This window comes from Pseudomonas sp. FBCC-B1565 (assembly GCF_059133265.1).
The window spans coordinates 6,308,044-6,322,651 of sequence record NZ_CP101438.1 but is presented as its reverse complement, the minus strand read 5'-3'; the positions used below and the strand labels follow the sequence as shown (position 1 = coordinate 6,322,651).

The 14,608-nt window shown below is 61.3% G+C and carries 16 protein-coding genes; 9 read left to right on the top strand and 7 right to left on the bottom strand.

Annotated elements, in window-relative coordinates:
* Positions 1–11 precede the first annotated feature (11 nt).
* The 5 genes from NL123_RS29160 to bcsQ all read left to right on the top strand — a co-directional run bounded on the left by NL123_RS29160 (position 12) and on the right by bcsQ (position 5,021).
* A complete protein-coding gene (locus tag NL123_RS29160; RefSeq protein ID WP_494356857.1) occupies positions 12–674 on the top strand; it encodes an SGNH/GDSL hydrolase family protein in 663 nt (220 codons plus the stop codon).
* On the top strand, positions 674–1,339 hold the full coding sequence (locus NL123_RS29155; RefSeq protein ID WP_494356856.1) for an alginate O-acetyltransferase AlgF: 666 nt from the start codon (positions 674–676) through the stop codon (positions 1,337–1,339). Before NL123_RS29160 ends, NL123_RS29155 begins: the two co-directional genes overlap by 1 nt.
* Positions 1,340–1,356: 17 nt before the next feature.
* Complete coding sequence (locus tag NL123_RS29150) at positions 1,357–2,772, top strand: MBOAT family O-acyltransferase (RefSeq protein WP_494356855.1); 1,416 nt, start codon at positions 1,357–1,359, stop codon at positions 2,770–2,772.
* 12 nt (positions 2,773–2,784) lie between these two features.
* Positions 2,785–3,909, top strand: coding sequence for an alginate O-acetyltransferase AlgX-related protein (locus NL123_RS29145; protein WP_494356854.1), 1,125 nt, complete (start codon positions 2,785–2,787; stop codon positions 3,907–3,909).
* Between the two features lie 176 nt (positions 3,910–4,085).
* Positions 4,086–5,021 (top strand): cellulose biosynthesis protein BcsQ, encoded by a 936-nt coding sequence (gene bcsQ, locus NL123_RS29140; RefSeq protein WP_494356853.1) that lies wholly within the window; start codon positions 4,086–4,088, stop codon positions 5,019–5,021.
* A 242-nt stretch (positions 5,022–5,263) separates the two neighbouring features.
* On the opposite strand, the gene NL123_RS29135 is transcribed toward bcsQ, so the two are convergent.
* The 5 genes from NL123_RS29135 to NL123_RS29115 all read right to left on the bottom strand — a co-directional run bounded on the left by NL123_RS29135 (position 5,264) and on the right by NL123_RS29115 (position 9,469).
* A complete protein-coding gene (locus NL123_RS29135; protein WP_494356852.1) occupies positions 5,264–6,451 on the bottom strand; it encodes a methyltransferase in 1,188 nt (395 codons plus the stop codon).
* The gene (locus NL123_RS29130) at positions 6,432–7,121 is read right to left on the bottom strand and encodes an ABC transporter permease (protein WP_071497232.1); all 690 of its coding nucleotides are present in this window, start codon (positions 7,119–7,121) and stop codon (positions 6,432–6,434) included. Before NL123_RS29130 ends, NL123_RS29135 begins: the two co-directional genes overlap by 20 nt.
* Positions 7,122–7,159: 38 nt before the next feature.
* Positions 7,160–7,855, bottom strand: coding sequence for an ABC transporter permease (locus NL123_RS29125; RefSeq protein WP_058426326.1), 696 nt, complete (start codon positions 7,853–7,855; stop codon positions 7,160–7,162).
* Between the two features lie 74 nt (positions 7,856–7,929).
* Positions 7,930–8,682 carry an ABC transporter substrate-binding protein gene (locus tag NL123_RS29120; RefSeq protein WP_003187758.1) on the bottom strand — a complete coding sequence of 251 codons (753 nt, stop codon included), beginning with the start codon at positions 8,680–8,682 and terminating at the stop codon, positions 7,930–7,932.
* 13 nt (positions 8,683–8,695) lie between these two features.
* Entirely contained in the window at positions 8,696–9,469 is a 774-nt protein-coding gene (locus tag NL123_RS29115; protein WP_012721734.1) for an ABC transporter ATP-binding protein, read from the bottom strand.
* A gap of 554 nt (positions 9,470–10,023) precedes the next feature.
* Between NL123_RS29115 and gabP the strand changes: the two genes are divergently transcribed.
* Complete coding sequence (gene gabP, locus NL123_RS29110; protein WP_033896896.1) at positions 10,024–11,415, top strand: GABA permease; 1,392 nt, start codon at positions 10,024–10,026, stop codon at positions 11,413–11,415.
* A 44-nt stretch (positions 11,416–11,459) separates the two neighbouring features.
* Here the strand turns inward: gabP and NL123_RS29105 are convergent, their stop codons facing one another.
* Together NL123_RS29105 and NL123_RS29100 are read right to left on the bottom strand one after the other, a co-directional pair.
* Positions 11,460–11,873: a hypothetical protein gene (locus tag NL123_RS29105; protein WP_248485712.1), complete on the bottom strand. Its 414-nt coding sequence runs from the start codon at positions 11,871–11,873 to the stop codon at positions 11,460–11,462.
* 25 nt (positions 11,874–11,898) lie between these two features.
* Positions 11,899–12,864: an alpha/beta hydrolase family protein gene (locus NL123_RS29100; RefSeq protein ID WP_494356851.1), complete on the bottom strand. Its 966-nt coding sequence runs from the start codon at positions 12,862–12,864 to the stop codon at positions 11,899–11,901.
* A 183-nt stretch (positions 12,865–13,047) separates the two neighbouring features.
* Between NL123_RS29100 and relB the strand changes: the two genes are divergently transcribed.
* Genes relB through NL123_RS29085 form a run of 3 tightly spaced genes read left to right on the top strand, consistent with a single transcriptional unit; the run spans position 13,048 to position 14,546 of the window.
* Complete coding sequence (gene relB, locus NL123_RS29095; RefSeq protein ID WP_058426337.1) at positions 13,048–13,242, top strand: type II toxin-antitoxin system RelB family antitoxin; 195 nt, start codon at positions 13,048–13,050, stop codon at positions 13,240–13,242.
* Positions 13,229–13,540 (top strand): type II toxin-antitoxin system RelE/ParE family toxin, encoded by a 312-nt coding sequence (locus NL123_RS29090; RefSeq protein ID WP_081049318.1) that lies wholly within the window; start codon positions 13,229–13,231, stop codon positions 13,538–13,540. Before relB ends, NL123_RS29090 begins: the two co-directional genes overlap by 14 nt.
* A 40-nt stretch (positions 13,541–13,580) precedes the next feature.
* A complete protein-coding gene (locus tag NL123_RS29085) occupies positions 13,581–14,546 on the top strand; it encodes an arsenic resistance protein (RefSeq protein ID WP_494356850.1) in 966 nt (321 codons plus the stop codon).
* Positions 14,547–14,608: the final 62 nt, after the last annotated feature.

Sequence of the window (14,608 nt, the reverse complement as noted above, 5' to 3'; positions counted from 1 at the left end):
AGGAGTCATCCATGCCTGTTTCCGCAATTGCCGGCCTGACCCTGCTGGTACTCGGCGAAAGCCACCTGAGCTTCCCGGACCATTTGCTCGATCCGCTGCAAGCCAACCTGACGGCGCAAGGCGCCAAGGTCCACACCATCGGCGCCTGCGGTGCCGGCGCGGCCGATTGGATCGTGCCGAAGAAAGTCGACTGCGGCGCCGAAAACCTGCCGGGCGCCAAGCCACAGGTGTTCGGCAAGAACGCCATGAGTACCACGCCGGTCAAGGACCTGATCGCCAAGGACAAACCCGACCTCGTGGTGATCATCATTGGCGACACCATGGCCTCCTACCCGGACCCGCAGTTCCCGAAAGTCTGGGCGTGGAAAAGCGTGACGTCCCTGACCAAAGCCATCAGCGAAACCGGCACCAAATGCGTGTGGGTCGGCCCGGCCTGGGGCAAGGTTGGCAGCATGTACAAGAAGGATGACGCGCGCACCAAGCTGATGTCGTCGTTCCTGGCGACCAACGTGGCGCCGTGCACCTACATCGACTCGCTGACCTTCTCCAAGCCAGGCGAGTGGATCACCACCGACGGCCAGCACTTCACCATTGATGGCTATCAGAAGTGGGCCAAGGCCATCGGTGGCGCGCTGTCGGCATTGCCGGCGGATGCTGTGAAGGGAGCCAAGTGATGAAGCGTATTTCCCTGGGCCTGGCGACCTTGTTCGCCAGCGTCAGCGCTTACAGCGCCGACATCCCGTTGTACCCCACCGGGCCGGAAAAAGACTCGGCGTTCCTGCGCTTTGCCAACGGCACCAGCAGCGAGTTGAAGCTGGTGGCCGAAGGGTCCAAGGCCAGCCTGGTACTGGGTGGCGACAAACTTGTCTCCGACTACCTGCCCGTGTCGGGCGGCAGCGCGCCGATCAAAGGCGTGTTGAGCCAGGGCGGCAAAAACGCTGATTTGGCTGTCGCTGTCGCCCCAGGCGAGTTCGCTACGGTGATCGCCGTCGCCGATGCCAAAGGCAGTATTCGCCAACTGGTGATTCACGAGCAACCGGATGACTTCAACGCGCTGAAAGCCTCGCTGGCCTTCGTCAATGCCGACGCCGCGTGTGCCGATGCCAGCCTGGAAGCCGTGGCGCAAAAGGCCGAGCTGTTCAAGAACGCCGCCGAAGGTTCGGTGCAGCGTCGCATGATCAACCCGGTGGAACTGTCGGTACAGCTCAAGTGCGCCGGTGCGCCCACCGGTCAACCGTTGACCTTCGCCCTCAAAGCCGGCGAGCGCTACAGTGTGCTGGCATTGCCAGCGGCTGCCGGTACCCGGTTGTTGTTCGCGCCTGACACGCTCGCTAACTGATCAGGCCCGACACCACCATGGTCTTTGCCTCACTCGAATTCCTCACACTGTTCCTGCCGGCCTTCCTGTTGATCTACGCGCTGGCTCGTCCGAGCTGGCGCAACGTCATCCTGTTGATCGGTAGCTGGCTGTTCTACGGCTGGTTAAGCCCGCTGTTCCTGTTCCTGCACATGGTGTTGACCGTGGTGGCATGGGTCGGCGGCTTGCTGGTGGACCGCTCCCGTGAGGACGGCAAAGGCCGCGTGCGCCTGTTGATCGCGTTGATCGTGTTCAACACGGCGGTGCTGTGTTGGTACAAATACGCCAACATCGTCGCTGGCACCGTGAGCGAGGTGATCACCTGGTACGGTGCGATGCCGCTGGACTGGCAGCGCGTGGCCTTGCCGGCCGGCTTGTCGTTCATCGTGCTGCAGGCGATTTCCTATCTGGTGGATGTGCACCGGCATACGGTGCCGGTGGAGCGCAGCTTCATCAACTACGCCACCTATATCTCGATGTTCGGCCACTCGATTGCCGGCCCGATCATCCGTTACGACTGGGTTCGCCGCGAGCTGAACCAGCGTTATTTCAACTGGGCGAATTTCTCCCTCGGCGCGCGGCGCTTCATGATCGGCATGGGCATGAAAGTGCTGGTGGCCGACACCCTGTCGCCGCTGGTGGATATTGCCTTCCACCTGGAAAACCCCAGCCTGGTGGACGCTTGGATCGGTTGCCTGGCGTATTCGCTGCAACTGTTCTTCGACTTCGCCGGCTACAGCGCCATGGCCATCGGCCTGGGCCTGATGCTGGGCTTCCACTTCCCGGAAAACTTCAATCGGCCGTACCTGGCCAGCAGCATCCAGGATTTCTGGCGGCGCTGGCACTTGTCGTTGTCCAGCTGGTTGCGCGACTACCTGTACATCGCCCTGGGCGGGAACCGCGACGGTGTGTGGCGCACCTACCGCAACCTGTTCCTGACCATGGCGATTGCCGGGTTGTGGCACGGCGGCGACAGCTGGAACTACTTGCTGTGGGGTTCGGCCCATGGCGTGGCGTTGTGTGTCGACCGGGCCTGGTCGCGGTCGAGCCTGCCGAGCATTCCGCCGGTGTTGTCGCACGTCCTGACCTTGCTGTTTGTGTGCCTGGCCTGGACCTTGTTCCGTGCGCCGGACTTCCATTCGGCACTGACCATGTACGCCGGCCAGTTCGGCCTGCACGGCATGGCCTTGGGTGACGCGATGGCCGTGGCCATGCGCCCGGCCCATGGCATGGCGGCGTTGCTGGGCCTGGTGTGCATCATCGCGCCGATCTGGCAGGTGCGTTGCGAACAGCGCTTCGGCACCCAGCCGTGGTTTGTGCTGGCGGCTTCGCTGTGGCCGGTGGCCGGGTTTGTGTTGTCGTTCGCGCTGATCGCCAGCCGCGACGCCGTACCGTTTCTGTACTTTCAGTTTTAAGGACGCCCGACCATGCCTGCTCCTACTGCGCCCACGCCTCCGAGTGAACTGGCCGTCCGCACCAGCCCCCTGGCGGCCTGGGTGCTGGTGCCCTTCTTGGCGGCGGGGCTGCTGTCCTGCGCCTGGTTGATGGTGAAGGGCCCGATCAGCTTTGTGCCGGCCAAGGTCGACAGCGACATGCTGCTGCACGGCGACCTGACCCACCGTTTCGCCAAGGAACTGGCCAAGGCGCCGATGGCGATCCAGGCCGCCAACCTGGAGCGCGGCGGCAGCTGGCTGGCGTTCGGTGATACCGGGCCACGGGTACGTCAGGGTTGCCCGGGCTGGCTGTTTATCAGCGATGAACTGCGCATCAACCGGCATGCCGAGGCCAATGCCCAGACCAAGGCCCAGGCGGTGATCGACCTGCAAAAACAACTGGGTCAAAAAGGCATCGACCTGCAAGTGGTGGTGGTGCCGGACAAGAGCCGCATCGCCGCTGCCGAACGTTGTGGCCTGTACCGCCCGGCGGTGCTCGACGGCCGCATTCAGGACTGGACCAAACGGCTGCAAGCTGCCGGCGTTTCCGCGCTGGACCTGACCGACACCTTGAAGCCCCTGGGCGCCAATGCCTACTTGCGCACCGACACCCACTGGAGCGAAATCGGTTCCAACGCTGGCGCCCAGGCGCTCGCGCAGCGCATCCGGCAGCGCGGCATCCAGGCAACGCCGGAGCAGACCTTCCATATCACCCAGGCGCCCCTCGCCGTACGCCCGGGTGACTTGGTGCGCCTGGCCGGTCTGGATTGGTTGCCGCCCAAGTTGCAGCCGCCAGGGGAGTCGGTCGCGGCCAGCACCGCCCATGAAACCGGCGGCGCAACCAGCAACGCCGACGACCTGTTTGGCGACGCCGGCCTGCCCAATGTGGCGTTGATCGGCACCTCGTTTTCGCGCAATTCCAACTTTGTCGGCTTCCTGCAAAAAGCCCTGAATGCGCCGGTCGGCAATTTCAGCAAGGACGGGGGCGAGTTCTCGGGGGCGGCCAAGGCCTATTTCGAAAGCCCGGCCTTCAAGCAAACACCGCCCAAGCTGTTGATTTGGGAGATACCGGAGCGGGATCTGCAAACACCCTACGATGTGATCACGCTTGGTCAGTAATTTGACGATTTGCCGTTTGTCTAAAAAATATACAGCTTTATCATCAAAATAATGACACTTTTGCGCGCCTGAAGCAGACTGCTTGCACTAGGGCGACCACAAAAAGACCTGCGGTAAGCAGTCGTATCAGCTGACCTTTTCACGTCTTTGGGCTTCGCCGTGATGAGGAATTCGCTATGAGCTTTACTGATGGTCTGCTTGTGTTGCTTGGAAAAGATGTCAGCCGTGACGTTCAGGGGTTGAATGCGCGGCTGCATTTTTTTGGCAGCATCCCTGTGGATGACGGCACCCCGTTCCCTTCGCAAATCCCCAGTGCGAATGCACAGTCCCAGCCGGTAGATAAGGCTGTGCGGCGTGCGTGCGTGGTGGCATTGGTGTCGGTCAATGGTGGAGTGGGGCGCAGTACCCTGGCCACCGCGTTGAGCAGCGGCCTGCAGCGCCTGGGTGAATCAGTGGTCGCCGTCGACCTGGACCCGCAGAACGCGCTGCGCATGCACTTCGGCGTCAGTCCGGGTTCGCCGGGTATCGGCCCGAGCAGCCTGCGCAATGCGCACTGGGACGCTCTCCAGCAGCCCGGCTTTGTCGGCAGTCGCGTGATCACCTTTGGCGACACCGACCTGCGCCAGCAAGACGACCTGCAACGCTGGCTCAAGCATGAGCCGGATTGGCTGGCGCAACGCCTGTCCGCCTTGGACCTGAGCGCCCGTCATACCGTGATCATCGACACCCCCGCCGGTAATAACGTCTATTTCCATCAAGCCCTGAGCGTGGCCGATGTGGTGTTGGTGATCGCCCAGGCAGATGCTGCATCCCTGGGCACCCTGGACCAACTCGACGTGCTGTTGGCACCGCACCTTGAGCGCGAGCGTGCGCCACACGTGCATTTCGTGATCAACCAACTGGATGAAGACAATGCCTTCAGCCTGGACATGGTCGAGGCTTTCAAGCAGCGCCTGGGCGCTAAAGAACCACTGGAAGTGCACCGTGACCTGGCGATCAGCGAGGCGCTGGCGTTTGGCACCGACCCCTTGGACAGCCAGGCATTGACCTTGGCCGGGGACGATATCAATGAGATTTGCCGGCTGTTGATAGCGCGCAGAAAACAACGGTAAAGCGCGCTTTTATACGCTTGACGCCAGATGCTTATGCACAATTGGTTGGATGCACCTGTCACCCAACAGCCATTTTGTGGAGCCGTTCTCATCACGCTGCAACTGCCTGTTTTGCGTGCGTTTTATTTTGTGAACAAAAAATGATCAGCCCGGCTTTTGGCCTGTAGCGCAGATGCCTACAGGCTCCGTAAAGAATCCATCAACAGAGTTATCCACAGGCTGCACTGCGACAATTTTGCCCTCTAATCGCGCTCGGCAAGCACCATCAAGTTGCGCGGTGTCAGTGTGGGATCGCAGAAGGTGCCTACGTCGACCTGGTAGCCGTGCTCGCTGAGAAACAATGCCCGATCCAGCACCAGCCACAGCTCCAGCGGGCGCCGAAACAGACCACGCACCAACTCCAGGTTTCTCACCTCAGCCAGGCGGCGCCAGCCGTGGGCCTCCAGCGCCGCCCAATCCGGTTCACCTGTGGATAACCCTTTGAGGTTCGCCAGCTCCCGGCAGTAGTCGGCGAAGGGCTTGTCCAGCCAACTGGCGGGCAGGGACGGTGTGGGCAGGTACTCGTCGAGGTTGCGCAGTTCGCGTTGCAGTTGGTCGAAGCCCAGGCGCCGTGCCATGGACGTATCGCGTTGCAAGCGCACGCGTTTGCCGGCGGTGACGGTTTCGCTCAACGGCAGGCCGAGGTCATCGAGGGACAGTTGCAGGGTCGAAGCACGGCCTCGTTTGGACAATGGCTGGTAAGTGTCGGCATTGATGCGGTTGTAGCAGCACGGCGCCAGCGCCAGCTGCTTGCAGCCGACCGCGCTGGCCAGTTGCAGCAGGCGCACATGCAGGTCGCCACAGGCGTGCAGGGCGACGGGGGTGTGTTCGGCGCGGATCGCCACATCGGCCATCACGTCTTGCAGGCGATGGGTGGCGGGCAGGCCGTGGTGATCGCTCAAGGCCTGGCCCGCCGCGATCAGTGCGGGGTCGTATTCCAGGCAGGTCAGGGCTTGATCGGCGTGCACCAGCCGGCGGCCCAGGTGGCCCTTGCCTGAACACCAGTCCAGCCAGTGGGTGGTGGCTTGCGCAAACAGCAGCGCACTGCCGAAGGCTTCAATTTGCTCCCACTTGCGACCTGGAACATCGACATTCAGGCGATGGCGAGCGGGAGCCAGGGGCTGCGTCGGTAACTTATCCACAGCACTGATCGCGCGAGCTTGCGCGGCGAGCTGCGCAAACGGTGCCGGTGCCGGCAGGTCATGGGGGTGGTTGTGACAGGTTTCGGCATCGTCCAACGAGCGCTGTCGCAGCCACTGTGCGAGTTCGGGGTGCTGGGTTTCCCAAGGCAAGTACAGATGAGTAAAGGGCCGTGGTTTCCACAGCCCTTGGTGCTCGAACAGGAACGCATCCAGCGCCTGGAAGCGTGCCTCAACGTCCTTGGCAGGCATCGACGCGCAGCCAGCGTTCCAGCAGTTTGAAGGCGCGTACCAGCACGTAGGCCATCAACAGGTAGAACAGGCCCGCAGCGAAGAAGATCTCTACCGGCAAGTAGGTACGGGCAATGATGGTCCGTGCCATGCCGGTCAGTTCCAGCAGGGTGACGGTACTGGCCAGGGCGCTGGCCTTGAGCATCAGGATCACTTCGTTGCTGTACGCCGGCAGGCCGATGCGCGAGGCACGCGGCAGGATGATGTAGAACAGCGTCTTCGGCTTGGACATACCCAGCGCACGTGCGGCTTCGATCTCGCCGGGCGGGATGGCCTGGATCGCGCCGCGCAGGATCTCGGCGATATAGGCGGCGGTGTGCAAGGTCATGGTGGCGGTGGCGCACCAGAACGGATCGCGCAGGTAGGGCCACATGAAGCTCTCGCGCACTGCATCGAACTGCGCCAGGCCGTAGTAGACCAGGAACAACTGCACCAGCAGCGGCGTGCCACGGAAGAAGAAAATATAGGCATAGGGCAGGGCGCTGACGTACCAGCGGCGTGAAGACCGGGCGATACCCAGCGGGATCGCCAGCAACAGGCCGGCGATCACTGCAATGGCGACCAGCTCCAGGGTCAAGATGGCGCCCTGGGCCAGCTTGGGCAGCCACTTGATGATCACGGCCCAGTTCAGGCCCAGGTCGAAATGCGCCAGCCAGCTGTAGTCGCCGCTCATTGGGTGCTCCTTGCAAAGCCGCGGGCGGCGCGTTTTTCCAGGAAGTGCATGCCGGTCATGGCCAGCACGGTGAGGCCCAGGTACATGAAGGCGGCGACCATGAAGAAGGTGAAGGGCTGCTTGGTGACGGTCACGCCGATCTGCGCATGGCGCATGATTTCTTCCAGGCCGATCACCGATACGAGGGCGGTGTCCTTCATCAGGATCATGAACAGGTTGCCCAGGCCCGGCAGGGCGATGCGCCACATCTGCGGCATGATCAGCCGGGTGAAGATCCGCAACTTCGACATCCCCAAGGCGACACCGGCTTCACGGTGGCCCTTGGGAATGGCGAGGATCGCGCCACGGAACACTTCCGTTGCGTAGGCGCCAAAGCACAGGCCCAGGGCGATCACCCCGGCGGCAAAGGCGCTGAGGGAAAGGTCGGGGTTGCCGAAGAACTCACCGAGGGCACGCATCAGGTTGACCGTGCCGAAGTAAATCAGCAGCACCCACAGCAATTCGGGAATGCCACGCACGATGGTCGAATACGCACCGCCCACCCATTGCAGCGGCTTGTACGGCGAAGTCTTGGCCAAGGCCCCGGCAAGGCCGAGCACCAGCCCCAGGCACAGGGCCGTGAGCGCCAGTTTGACGGTCATCAGCGCGCCAGCGGCAAGCGCCGGGCCGAATCCGTAGAGATCGAAATTCATGGTGTTTTCATATCGCGGCAGGCATTGCAAAAAGCCGACGCGCTCAACTGAGCGCGCCGGGCATACCGTTCAGATCATTCGATGCTGAACGGGAAGTACTTGTCGTTGATCTTCTTGTAGGTGCCGTCTGCCTTGATCTCTGCCAGGGCTTTGTTCAGGCGCTCGCGCAGTGGGTCGCCCTTGCGCACGGCGATACCGATCTTGTCGCTTTCTACCACCGGGTCGCCCTTGAACTCGTAGGCCGAACCGTCTTTGCTCTTGAGCCATTCGTACTGCACGTACTTGTCGGCGAGGATGCCGTCCAGGCGACCGGAGGTCAGGTCGAGGTAGGCGTTTTCCTGGGTGTCGTACAGCTTGGCTTCGGTATCCGGCAGCTTGTCTTCCAGGTAGGTGCCGGCCAGCGTCGCGCGTTGTGCACCGATGACCTTGCCTTTCAGGTAAGCCGCGTCGGTCTTGAAGTCGGCGGTGGCTTTAGGCGCGATGAATTGCAGCTTGTTGGAGTAGTACGGGTCGGTGAAGTCGACGGCTTGCTTGCGCTCGTCGGTGATCGACAGCGAGGACACCAGGAAGTCGAACTTCTTGGCGTTCAGGGCCGGGATGATGCCGTCCCAGTCGGACACATACACTTCGCATTTCTCGACTTTCATCTTGGCGCACAGGGCGTCGCCGATGTCTTTGTCGAAGCCGACCACGTTGCCGCTCGCGTCTTTATTGTTGAACGGCGGGTAGGCGGCTTCGATCCCCATTTTCAAGGTTTCTGCCATGGCCGTGGCGCTGAACGCCATCGAGACGGCCGCGGCCAGAAGGAATTTTTTATAGTTCTGCATGCATGTTGCTCCGTTAGCGGTTGCTGGACATGAATTGTTTGCAGCGCGCCGAAAGCGGGTTTTCAAACACCTGCTGTGGCGATCCTTGCTCTTCGACCAGGCCCTGGTGCAGGAACACCACCTCACTGGACACCTGGCGGGCGAAGCCCATTTCATGGGTGACCAGCAGCATGGTGCGACCTTCTTCGGCCAGCGCGCGGATCACATTAAGTACTTCCTGAACCATTTCCGGGTCAAGCGCGGAAGTGGGCTCGTCGAACAGGATGACTTTAGGCTGCATCGCCAGGGTGCGCGCGATGGCCGCCCGTTGTTGCTGGCCACCGGACAATTGCGCGGGGTAGGCGTGGCGCTTGTCGGCGATCCCGACCTTGTCCAGCAGGGCTTCGGCGACTTCGATGGCTTCGGCCTTGCTTTGGCCGAGCACGCGGCGCGGGGCCTCGATGATGTTGTCGAGGATGCTCATGTGCGGCCACAGGTTAAAGTTTTGAAACACAAAACCGATTTCGCTGCGCAGGCGGTTGATCTGCTTGCCGTCGGCGGCCATCAGTTCGCCGTTTTTCGCGGCCTTGAGCTTGAGTTCTTCGCCGGCCACCAGGATCTGACCCTGGTGTGGGTTTTCCAGCAGGTTGATGCAGCGCAGGAAGGTGGACTTGCCGGAACCGGAGGAACCCAGGATCGAGATCACATCGCCGTCGCGAGCGGTCAGCGAGATACCTTTGAGTACCTCCAGCTCACCATAGCGTTTATGCAAGTTGCGGATTTCAAGCGCGGGCGTGGCCTCGGCCATGTGGGGTCCTCATTGTGTTCGTTGCAATCCTGCTGTTGGGCCGCCTTCCTGGCGAGGCGCCAAGCTAGCATAGCGTCCTGATGGCAGCCAACAGCGCGGCCGGCGGTAAACCGGTGGTGTGCGGCGGGGTGTCGCATCGGCACAGCAGCGTGTCGCGCCATCAACAACCGAACAACCGTTTGAACCCGGAAAACCGCAGGCTTTGCGTAAAAAAGGGCGCGATGGTGCCAGCTTTGGCCGGGTGTTGGAAGGGTTAACCGGGCAAACGGTGCATATCAGCCCTTTTGTGGGGCGTCACGTACTTTTTGTGTGTGTTTATGGTGCGTTTATTCGTCTTCAATGTGGGTCGCACGGTAACGCTATAGCGGAATGCCATTGTTCTCAATGACTTGCGATGGTTGTTGAATCGTCCTACAGCCCGCGTCAATCGCGGCTCTGTAACATTTTGGCGCAAATCTTGCGTAAAAAATAAAGAACGCCCTGTTGGTTTCTTTTCACGAGAAAGATCCCGGGCCGGGTGGACCGTTTTCGCAATTCCTCGCAAAGGTGTGTCAATGAGTAGTACGCAAAGCTCCAATGACCTCGAACAGGGGCTCAAACCGCGTCACGTCACCATGCTGTCGATTGCCGGCGTCATCGGTGCCGGTCTGTTTGTCGGCTCCGGCCACGCGATTGCTGCCGCCGGCCCGGCCGTACTGCTGGCGTATGCCGCGGCGGGCACGCTGGTGGTATTGGTGATGCGCATGCTGGCCGAAATGGCCGTGGCGTCGCCGGACACCGGTTCGTTCTCCACTTATGCCGACCGTGCGATTGGCCATTGGGCCGGCTTTACCATCGGCTGGTTGTACTGGTGGTTCTGGGTCTTGGTGATTCCTTTGGAAGCCAACGCCGCCGCGACCATCCTGCATGCCTGGTTCCCGGATGTGGCCATCTGGGCCTTTACCCTGATCATCACCTTGCTGCTGACGGCGACCAACCTGTTCAGCGTGAAGAACTACGGCGAGTTCGAGTTCTGGTTCGCGTTGATCAAGGTCGTGGCGATCGTGGGCTTCGTGATCCTCGGCTTGGCGGCGATCTTCGGTTTCCTGCCGACCAGCCAGGTCAGCGGCGTTTCGCACTTGTTCGACACCCAAGGCTTTATGCCCAACGGCATGGGCGCTGTGTTGGCTGCGATCTTGACCACCATGTTTTCCTTCATGGGCACCGAGATCGTCACCATCGCCGCCGCTGAATCGAAGAACCCAGGCCAGCAAATCACCAAGGCCACCAACTCGGTGATCTGGCGGATCGGTTTGTTCTACCTGCTGTCGATTTTCATCGTGGTGTCTCTGGTGCCTTGGAACGATCCGACCCTGGCGGCCGTAGGTTCCTACCAGACCGTGCTGGAGCGCATGGGTATCCCGAACGCCAAGCTGATCGTCGACCTGGTGGTGCTGGTTGCCGTAACCAGTTGCTTGAACTCGGCGCTCTACACCGCTTCGCGCATGCTGTTCTCCCTGGGCCGTCGCGGCGATGCACCGGCTGTGGCCAAGCGCACCAACAAGAGCGGCACGCCTTACTGGGCGGTGTTGCTGTCCACCGGCGCGGCGTTCCTGGCGGTATTCGCCAACTACGTAGCCCCGGCGGCGGTGTTCGAGTTCCTGCTGGCCAGCTCCGGCGCCATCGCGCTGCTGGTGTACCTGGTGATCGCAGTGTCGCAGCTGCGCATGCGCCAGAAACGCACGGCGGCGGGCGAAAAGATCGTCTTCAAGATGTGGCTGTTCCCTGGCCTGACCTATGCGGTGATGGTGTTCATCGTGGGGACGTTGACCATCATGCTGTTCCAGGAAGCGCACCGGGTCGAGATCATCGCGACCGGCGTGCTGAGCTTGCTGGTAGTGGCGGCGGGGCTGATTGTGGCGAGTCGTCGCAAGGCACAGCGGGTGGGTGCAGCGGTACTTAACTGACCCAATGTGGGAGGGGGCTTGCCCCCTCCCACTTTGTTTTCGCGTCAGGCTTCTGGGTTGATCAGCGCCTGGGACGCCGCGACGTAATCCGCCTGAAACGCCGGTGACTCGATCCATGCCAGTGCAGCCGCCTCATCATCGGTATCCGTCGCCCACTGTCGATACTCGATCAGCGCTGCGAGGATGAAATCGGTGGCTTGCTCTTCACCTTCCTGCTCCAGCACCAGCGCCAACAGCGGGTGCGCCAGGAATGCCGCGCACAAAGCCTGCTGGCTGGTTTCGCCTGCAGTGCGCATCTCGATGAACATCTCCGTTAAATCCACCGACTCCAAGTCGATGCGGCTGTCATCGCCGGCAAATGCATCCGGTTTGACTGCGACGGCGCGCTGGGTGCGGTTCTGCTTGGCCTTGGCCTTTGCCCGGTGGGCGCGTTTTTGCTGCTTGTTCGGCGAGGCCATGGGGTTGGCGTCCTAGGGTTCTGAGTCAGGGTGGAGTATTGAAGCGCAGGTTGGGGGAAATCCCAAGGGTATCCGCGGCCAATTGACCGTTTTGAAGCCACGCCAATGCAATCGGCCACAACCGGTCCTGATATTCGCTGCGGAAAAAAGCGAAATGCCCGACCTGGTTTTCGCCGATGTCTTCCGGCGCTATGCGCAGATGCGTACGTTCGCTGCCGTCAAAATAACCCAGTAACCGCTCAATGGCCGCCACGGTGCCGAAGGGGTCATCCGTGATGCTGATCGCCAGTATCTGCGCCTTCACACGGCTGAAGGGCAGGTCGCCCAGCGCTCGGCCGCTGGGGCGTGTTTCATATCGGGGAGTCGGCGTGCTCCAGTCGCGCACTACGCCGGCTGGCGTATCTTCCAGCCAGCCCAGGCGCTTGCCGGGGAAGTATCCGCACAGTGCCGTCAGCAGCGGCATTACCACATGCCACTTGGCAAACATGCGCCAGCGTCCGCTTGGCGCGTAATCGCGCCAGTAGGCGAACTGCGCGCCTACCGTGACGATCCGACGAATAACCGTGCCCGACTCCCCTAGCCCGGCCGCGCAGCCGCCGAAGCTGTGGCCGACTACGTCAACGGGCTGGCCCGGGAATTCTCGTTGCGCCCGCTTGAGCATCGCCTCGAAATCCAGCACGCCCCAATCCGACCACGAGGCCTGGAAGTGGCGCAGCGAGCCGTTGCGGGATTCGCCAATGCCCCGGTAGTCATAGGTGATGACATCGAAGCCGTTGGCGAACAGGTAGTCGGCGAAGCGCGCGTAGTGGCGGCAGCGTACGGAGGTGGCGGCGTTGATGATCACCACCGGGCGTGCGGGGTCGGTCCTGATATGGCGCCAGGTGAAGCCGCCCAGGATATGGCCGTCGGCGGCGGGCTCCTTGAAGGGGGTGCTGTGATCGCGTGCGGGCGGGGCCGGAGGCAATTGTAAAGAGGCGTCGTTCAAATTCATTGGTTTCTCGACCCTGATCGGTTTCTTATTTTTTTAGTAACAGTTGGTCAGTTTGCCAGTACTTGTGCGCTGTCTGGCGAGGTTATTAACCTTCGACACCCGCTGATAAAGCCACACATCCGAGAGGAACGACAGCAAGCCATGGACCGATTAGACTGGCAGGCATCCATCAAGGAGGCCCCTATGAGCATCCCACTTTCTCCCATCGTTTCAGAGTTTGAAACCGAAGAGCAGGCTGCCAGCTATGACCGTTGGTTTCGTGCCAAGGTGCAGGCTTCAATTGATGATCCGCGTCCTAGTATTCCACACGATGAGGCGATGGCTGAGGTCGAGAGGATGCTAGACGAGAGGCGCAAGGCTCGCCGTGCTTCTCGTTAAATGGCGGCCCGAGGCTATTGTCGCCTTGACGGAAATCATTGATTACATAGAGCAATACAATCCGGCTTCTGCCGCATCGCTGCACCGTAGCATTGTGGTGGCCACCGAGCATTTGTCTTCGATGCCATACGGATTCAAGCAAGGCCGCTTGGCGGGTACTCGGGAAATGGTTGTCCACCCAAACTATTTAGTGGTTTATCGCGTGATGGAGCAGGTTGAAGTTCTGACTGTGCTACATACACGTCAAGAATACCCCTCTGATACAAGCGCTCCGTTTCACTCGACCTTGCGCCAATAGATGCATAGGCTTGCAGCTTTGTGATCTATTGGGGCGCCTAATGACCCGCGACACCCTTGAACAAAACCAGATCCCGGTCTACTTCTTAGCCGTGCTGCTGGCCAGCATCTTCGGTCTGCTTGCTCCCTCATTTGCTCATAGCCTCAGCGCACTGGTCACCCCCGCCATCGCCATGCTGATGTACGCGATGTTCCTGCAAATCCCGTTTCTGGACCTGCGCCAGGGCTTGGGTAACAAGCGCTTCCTGTCGGCATTGCTGCTGGCCAACTTCATCCTGGTGCCCTTGCTGGTGTGGGCCTTGACCCAAAGCCTGCTGGGGCGCCCGGCGTTGCTGGTCGGCGCGTTGCTGGTGTTGCTGACGCCCTGCATCGACTACGTGGTGGTGTTTACCCATATCGGCAAGGGCGATTCGCGGCTGATGCTGGCGGCGACGCCGGTGCTGTTGCTGCTGCAGTTGGCGCTGCTGCCGTTATACCTGGGGTTGATGCTGGGGCCGCAGTCTGAGGTCGTGGTGGCGGCGGGGCCATTCGTCGAGGCATTCCTGTTGTTGATTGTGCTGCCGATGATTCTGGCAGTGCTCACGACTTCCCTGGCGCGGCGGTCATCTGTCTTCAACGCGTGGAGCAGCGCCTGGGCATGGTTGCCCGTACCCGCGATGGCGCTGGTGTTGTTTGTGGTGATCGGTTCTCAAATCACTTCAGTGGTGCGGGATATCAACCTGCTGTTGCCGGTGATTCCGGTGTATATCGGCTTCCTGTTGCTGGCCCCGTTGATGGGGGCGCTGGCGTCGCGGCTGTTTGCACTCCCTGCTGCAACGGCGCGGGCGGTGACATTCAGCGCGTCAACGCGCAATTCATTGGTGGTGCTGCCCTTGGCACTGGCCCTTCCCGAAGAGGTGCGCGGGTTGGCGGCGACGGCGGTGATCCTGCAAACCCTGGTCGAACTGGTGGGGGAGTTGATTTACGTAAGGTTGATCCCGAAGTGGGTGTGGCCCGCAGGTCGGTAGGCGCGGGAATCTTCCAGTCTGTTCAGGCGCTATTCAGCAGGGCAGTCGGCACCATAAGTCGG

Bases quoted from the DNA above. Each gene is read 5' to 3' on its own strand.
- NL123_RS29160 (WP_494356857.1), top strand. From the start codon at position 12: ATGCCTGTTTCCGCAATTGCCGGCCTGACCCTGCTGGTACTCGGCGAA.
- NL123_RS29155 (WP_494356856.1), top strand. From the start codon at position 674: ATGAAGCGTATTTCCCTGGGCCTGGCGACCTTGTTCGCCAGCGTCAGC.
- NL123_RS29150 (WP_494356855.1), top strand. From the start codon at position 1,357: ATGGTCTTTGCCTCACTCGAATTCCTCACACTGTTCCTGCCGGCCTTC.
- NL123_RS29145 (WP_494356854.1), top strand. From the start codon at position 2,785: ATGCCTGCTCCTACTGCGCCCACGCCTCCGAGTGAACTGGCCGTCCGC.
- bcsQ (WP_494356853.1), top strand. From the start codon at position 4,086: ATGAGCTTTACTGATGGTCTGCTTGTGTTGCTTGGAAAAGATGTCAGC.
- NL123_RS29135 (WP_494356852.1), bottom strand. From the start codon at position 6,451: ATGCCTGCCAAGGACGTTGAGGCACGCTTCCAGGCGCTGGATGCGTTC.
- NL123_RS29125 (WP_058426326.1), bottom strand. From the start codon at position 7,855: ATGAATTTCGATCTCTACGGATTCGGCCCGGCGCTTGCCGCTGGCGCG.
- NL123_RS29120 (WP_003187758.1), bottom strand. From the start codon at position 8,682: ATGCAGAACTATAAAAAATTCCTTCTGGCCGCGGCCGTCTCGATGGCG.
- NL123_RS29115 (WP_012721734.1), bottom strand. From the start codon at position 9,469: ATGGCCGAGGCCACGCCCGCGCTTGAAATCCGCAACTTGCATAAACGC.
- gabP (WP_033896896.1), top strand. From the start codon at position 10,024: ATGAGTAGTACGCAAAGCTCCAATGACCTCGAACAGGGGCTCAAACCG.
- NL123_RS29105 (WP_248485712.1), bottom strand. From the start codon at position 11,873: ATGGCCTCGCCGAACAAGCAGCAAAAACGCGCCCACCGGGCAAAGGCC.
- NL123_RS29100 (WP_494356851.1), bottom strand. From the start codon at position 12,864: ATGAATTTGAACGACGCCTCTTTACAATTGCCTCCGGCCCCGCCCGCA.
- relB (WP_058426337.1), top strand. From the start codon at position 13,048: ATGAGCATCCCACTTTCTCCCATCGTTTCAGAGTTTGAAACCGAAGAG.
- NL123_RS29085 (WP_494356850.1), top strand. From the start codon at position 13,581: ATGACCCGCGACACCCTTGAACAAAACCAGATCCCGGTCTACTTCTTA.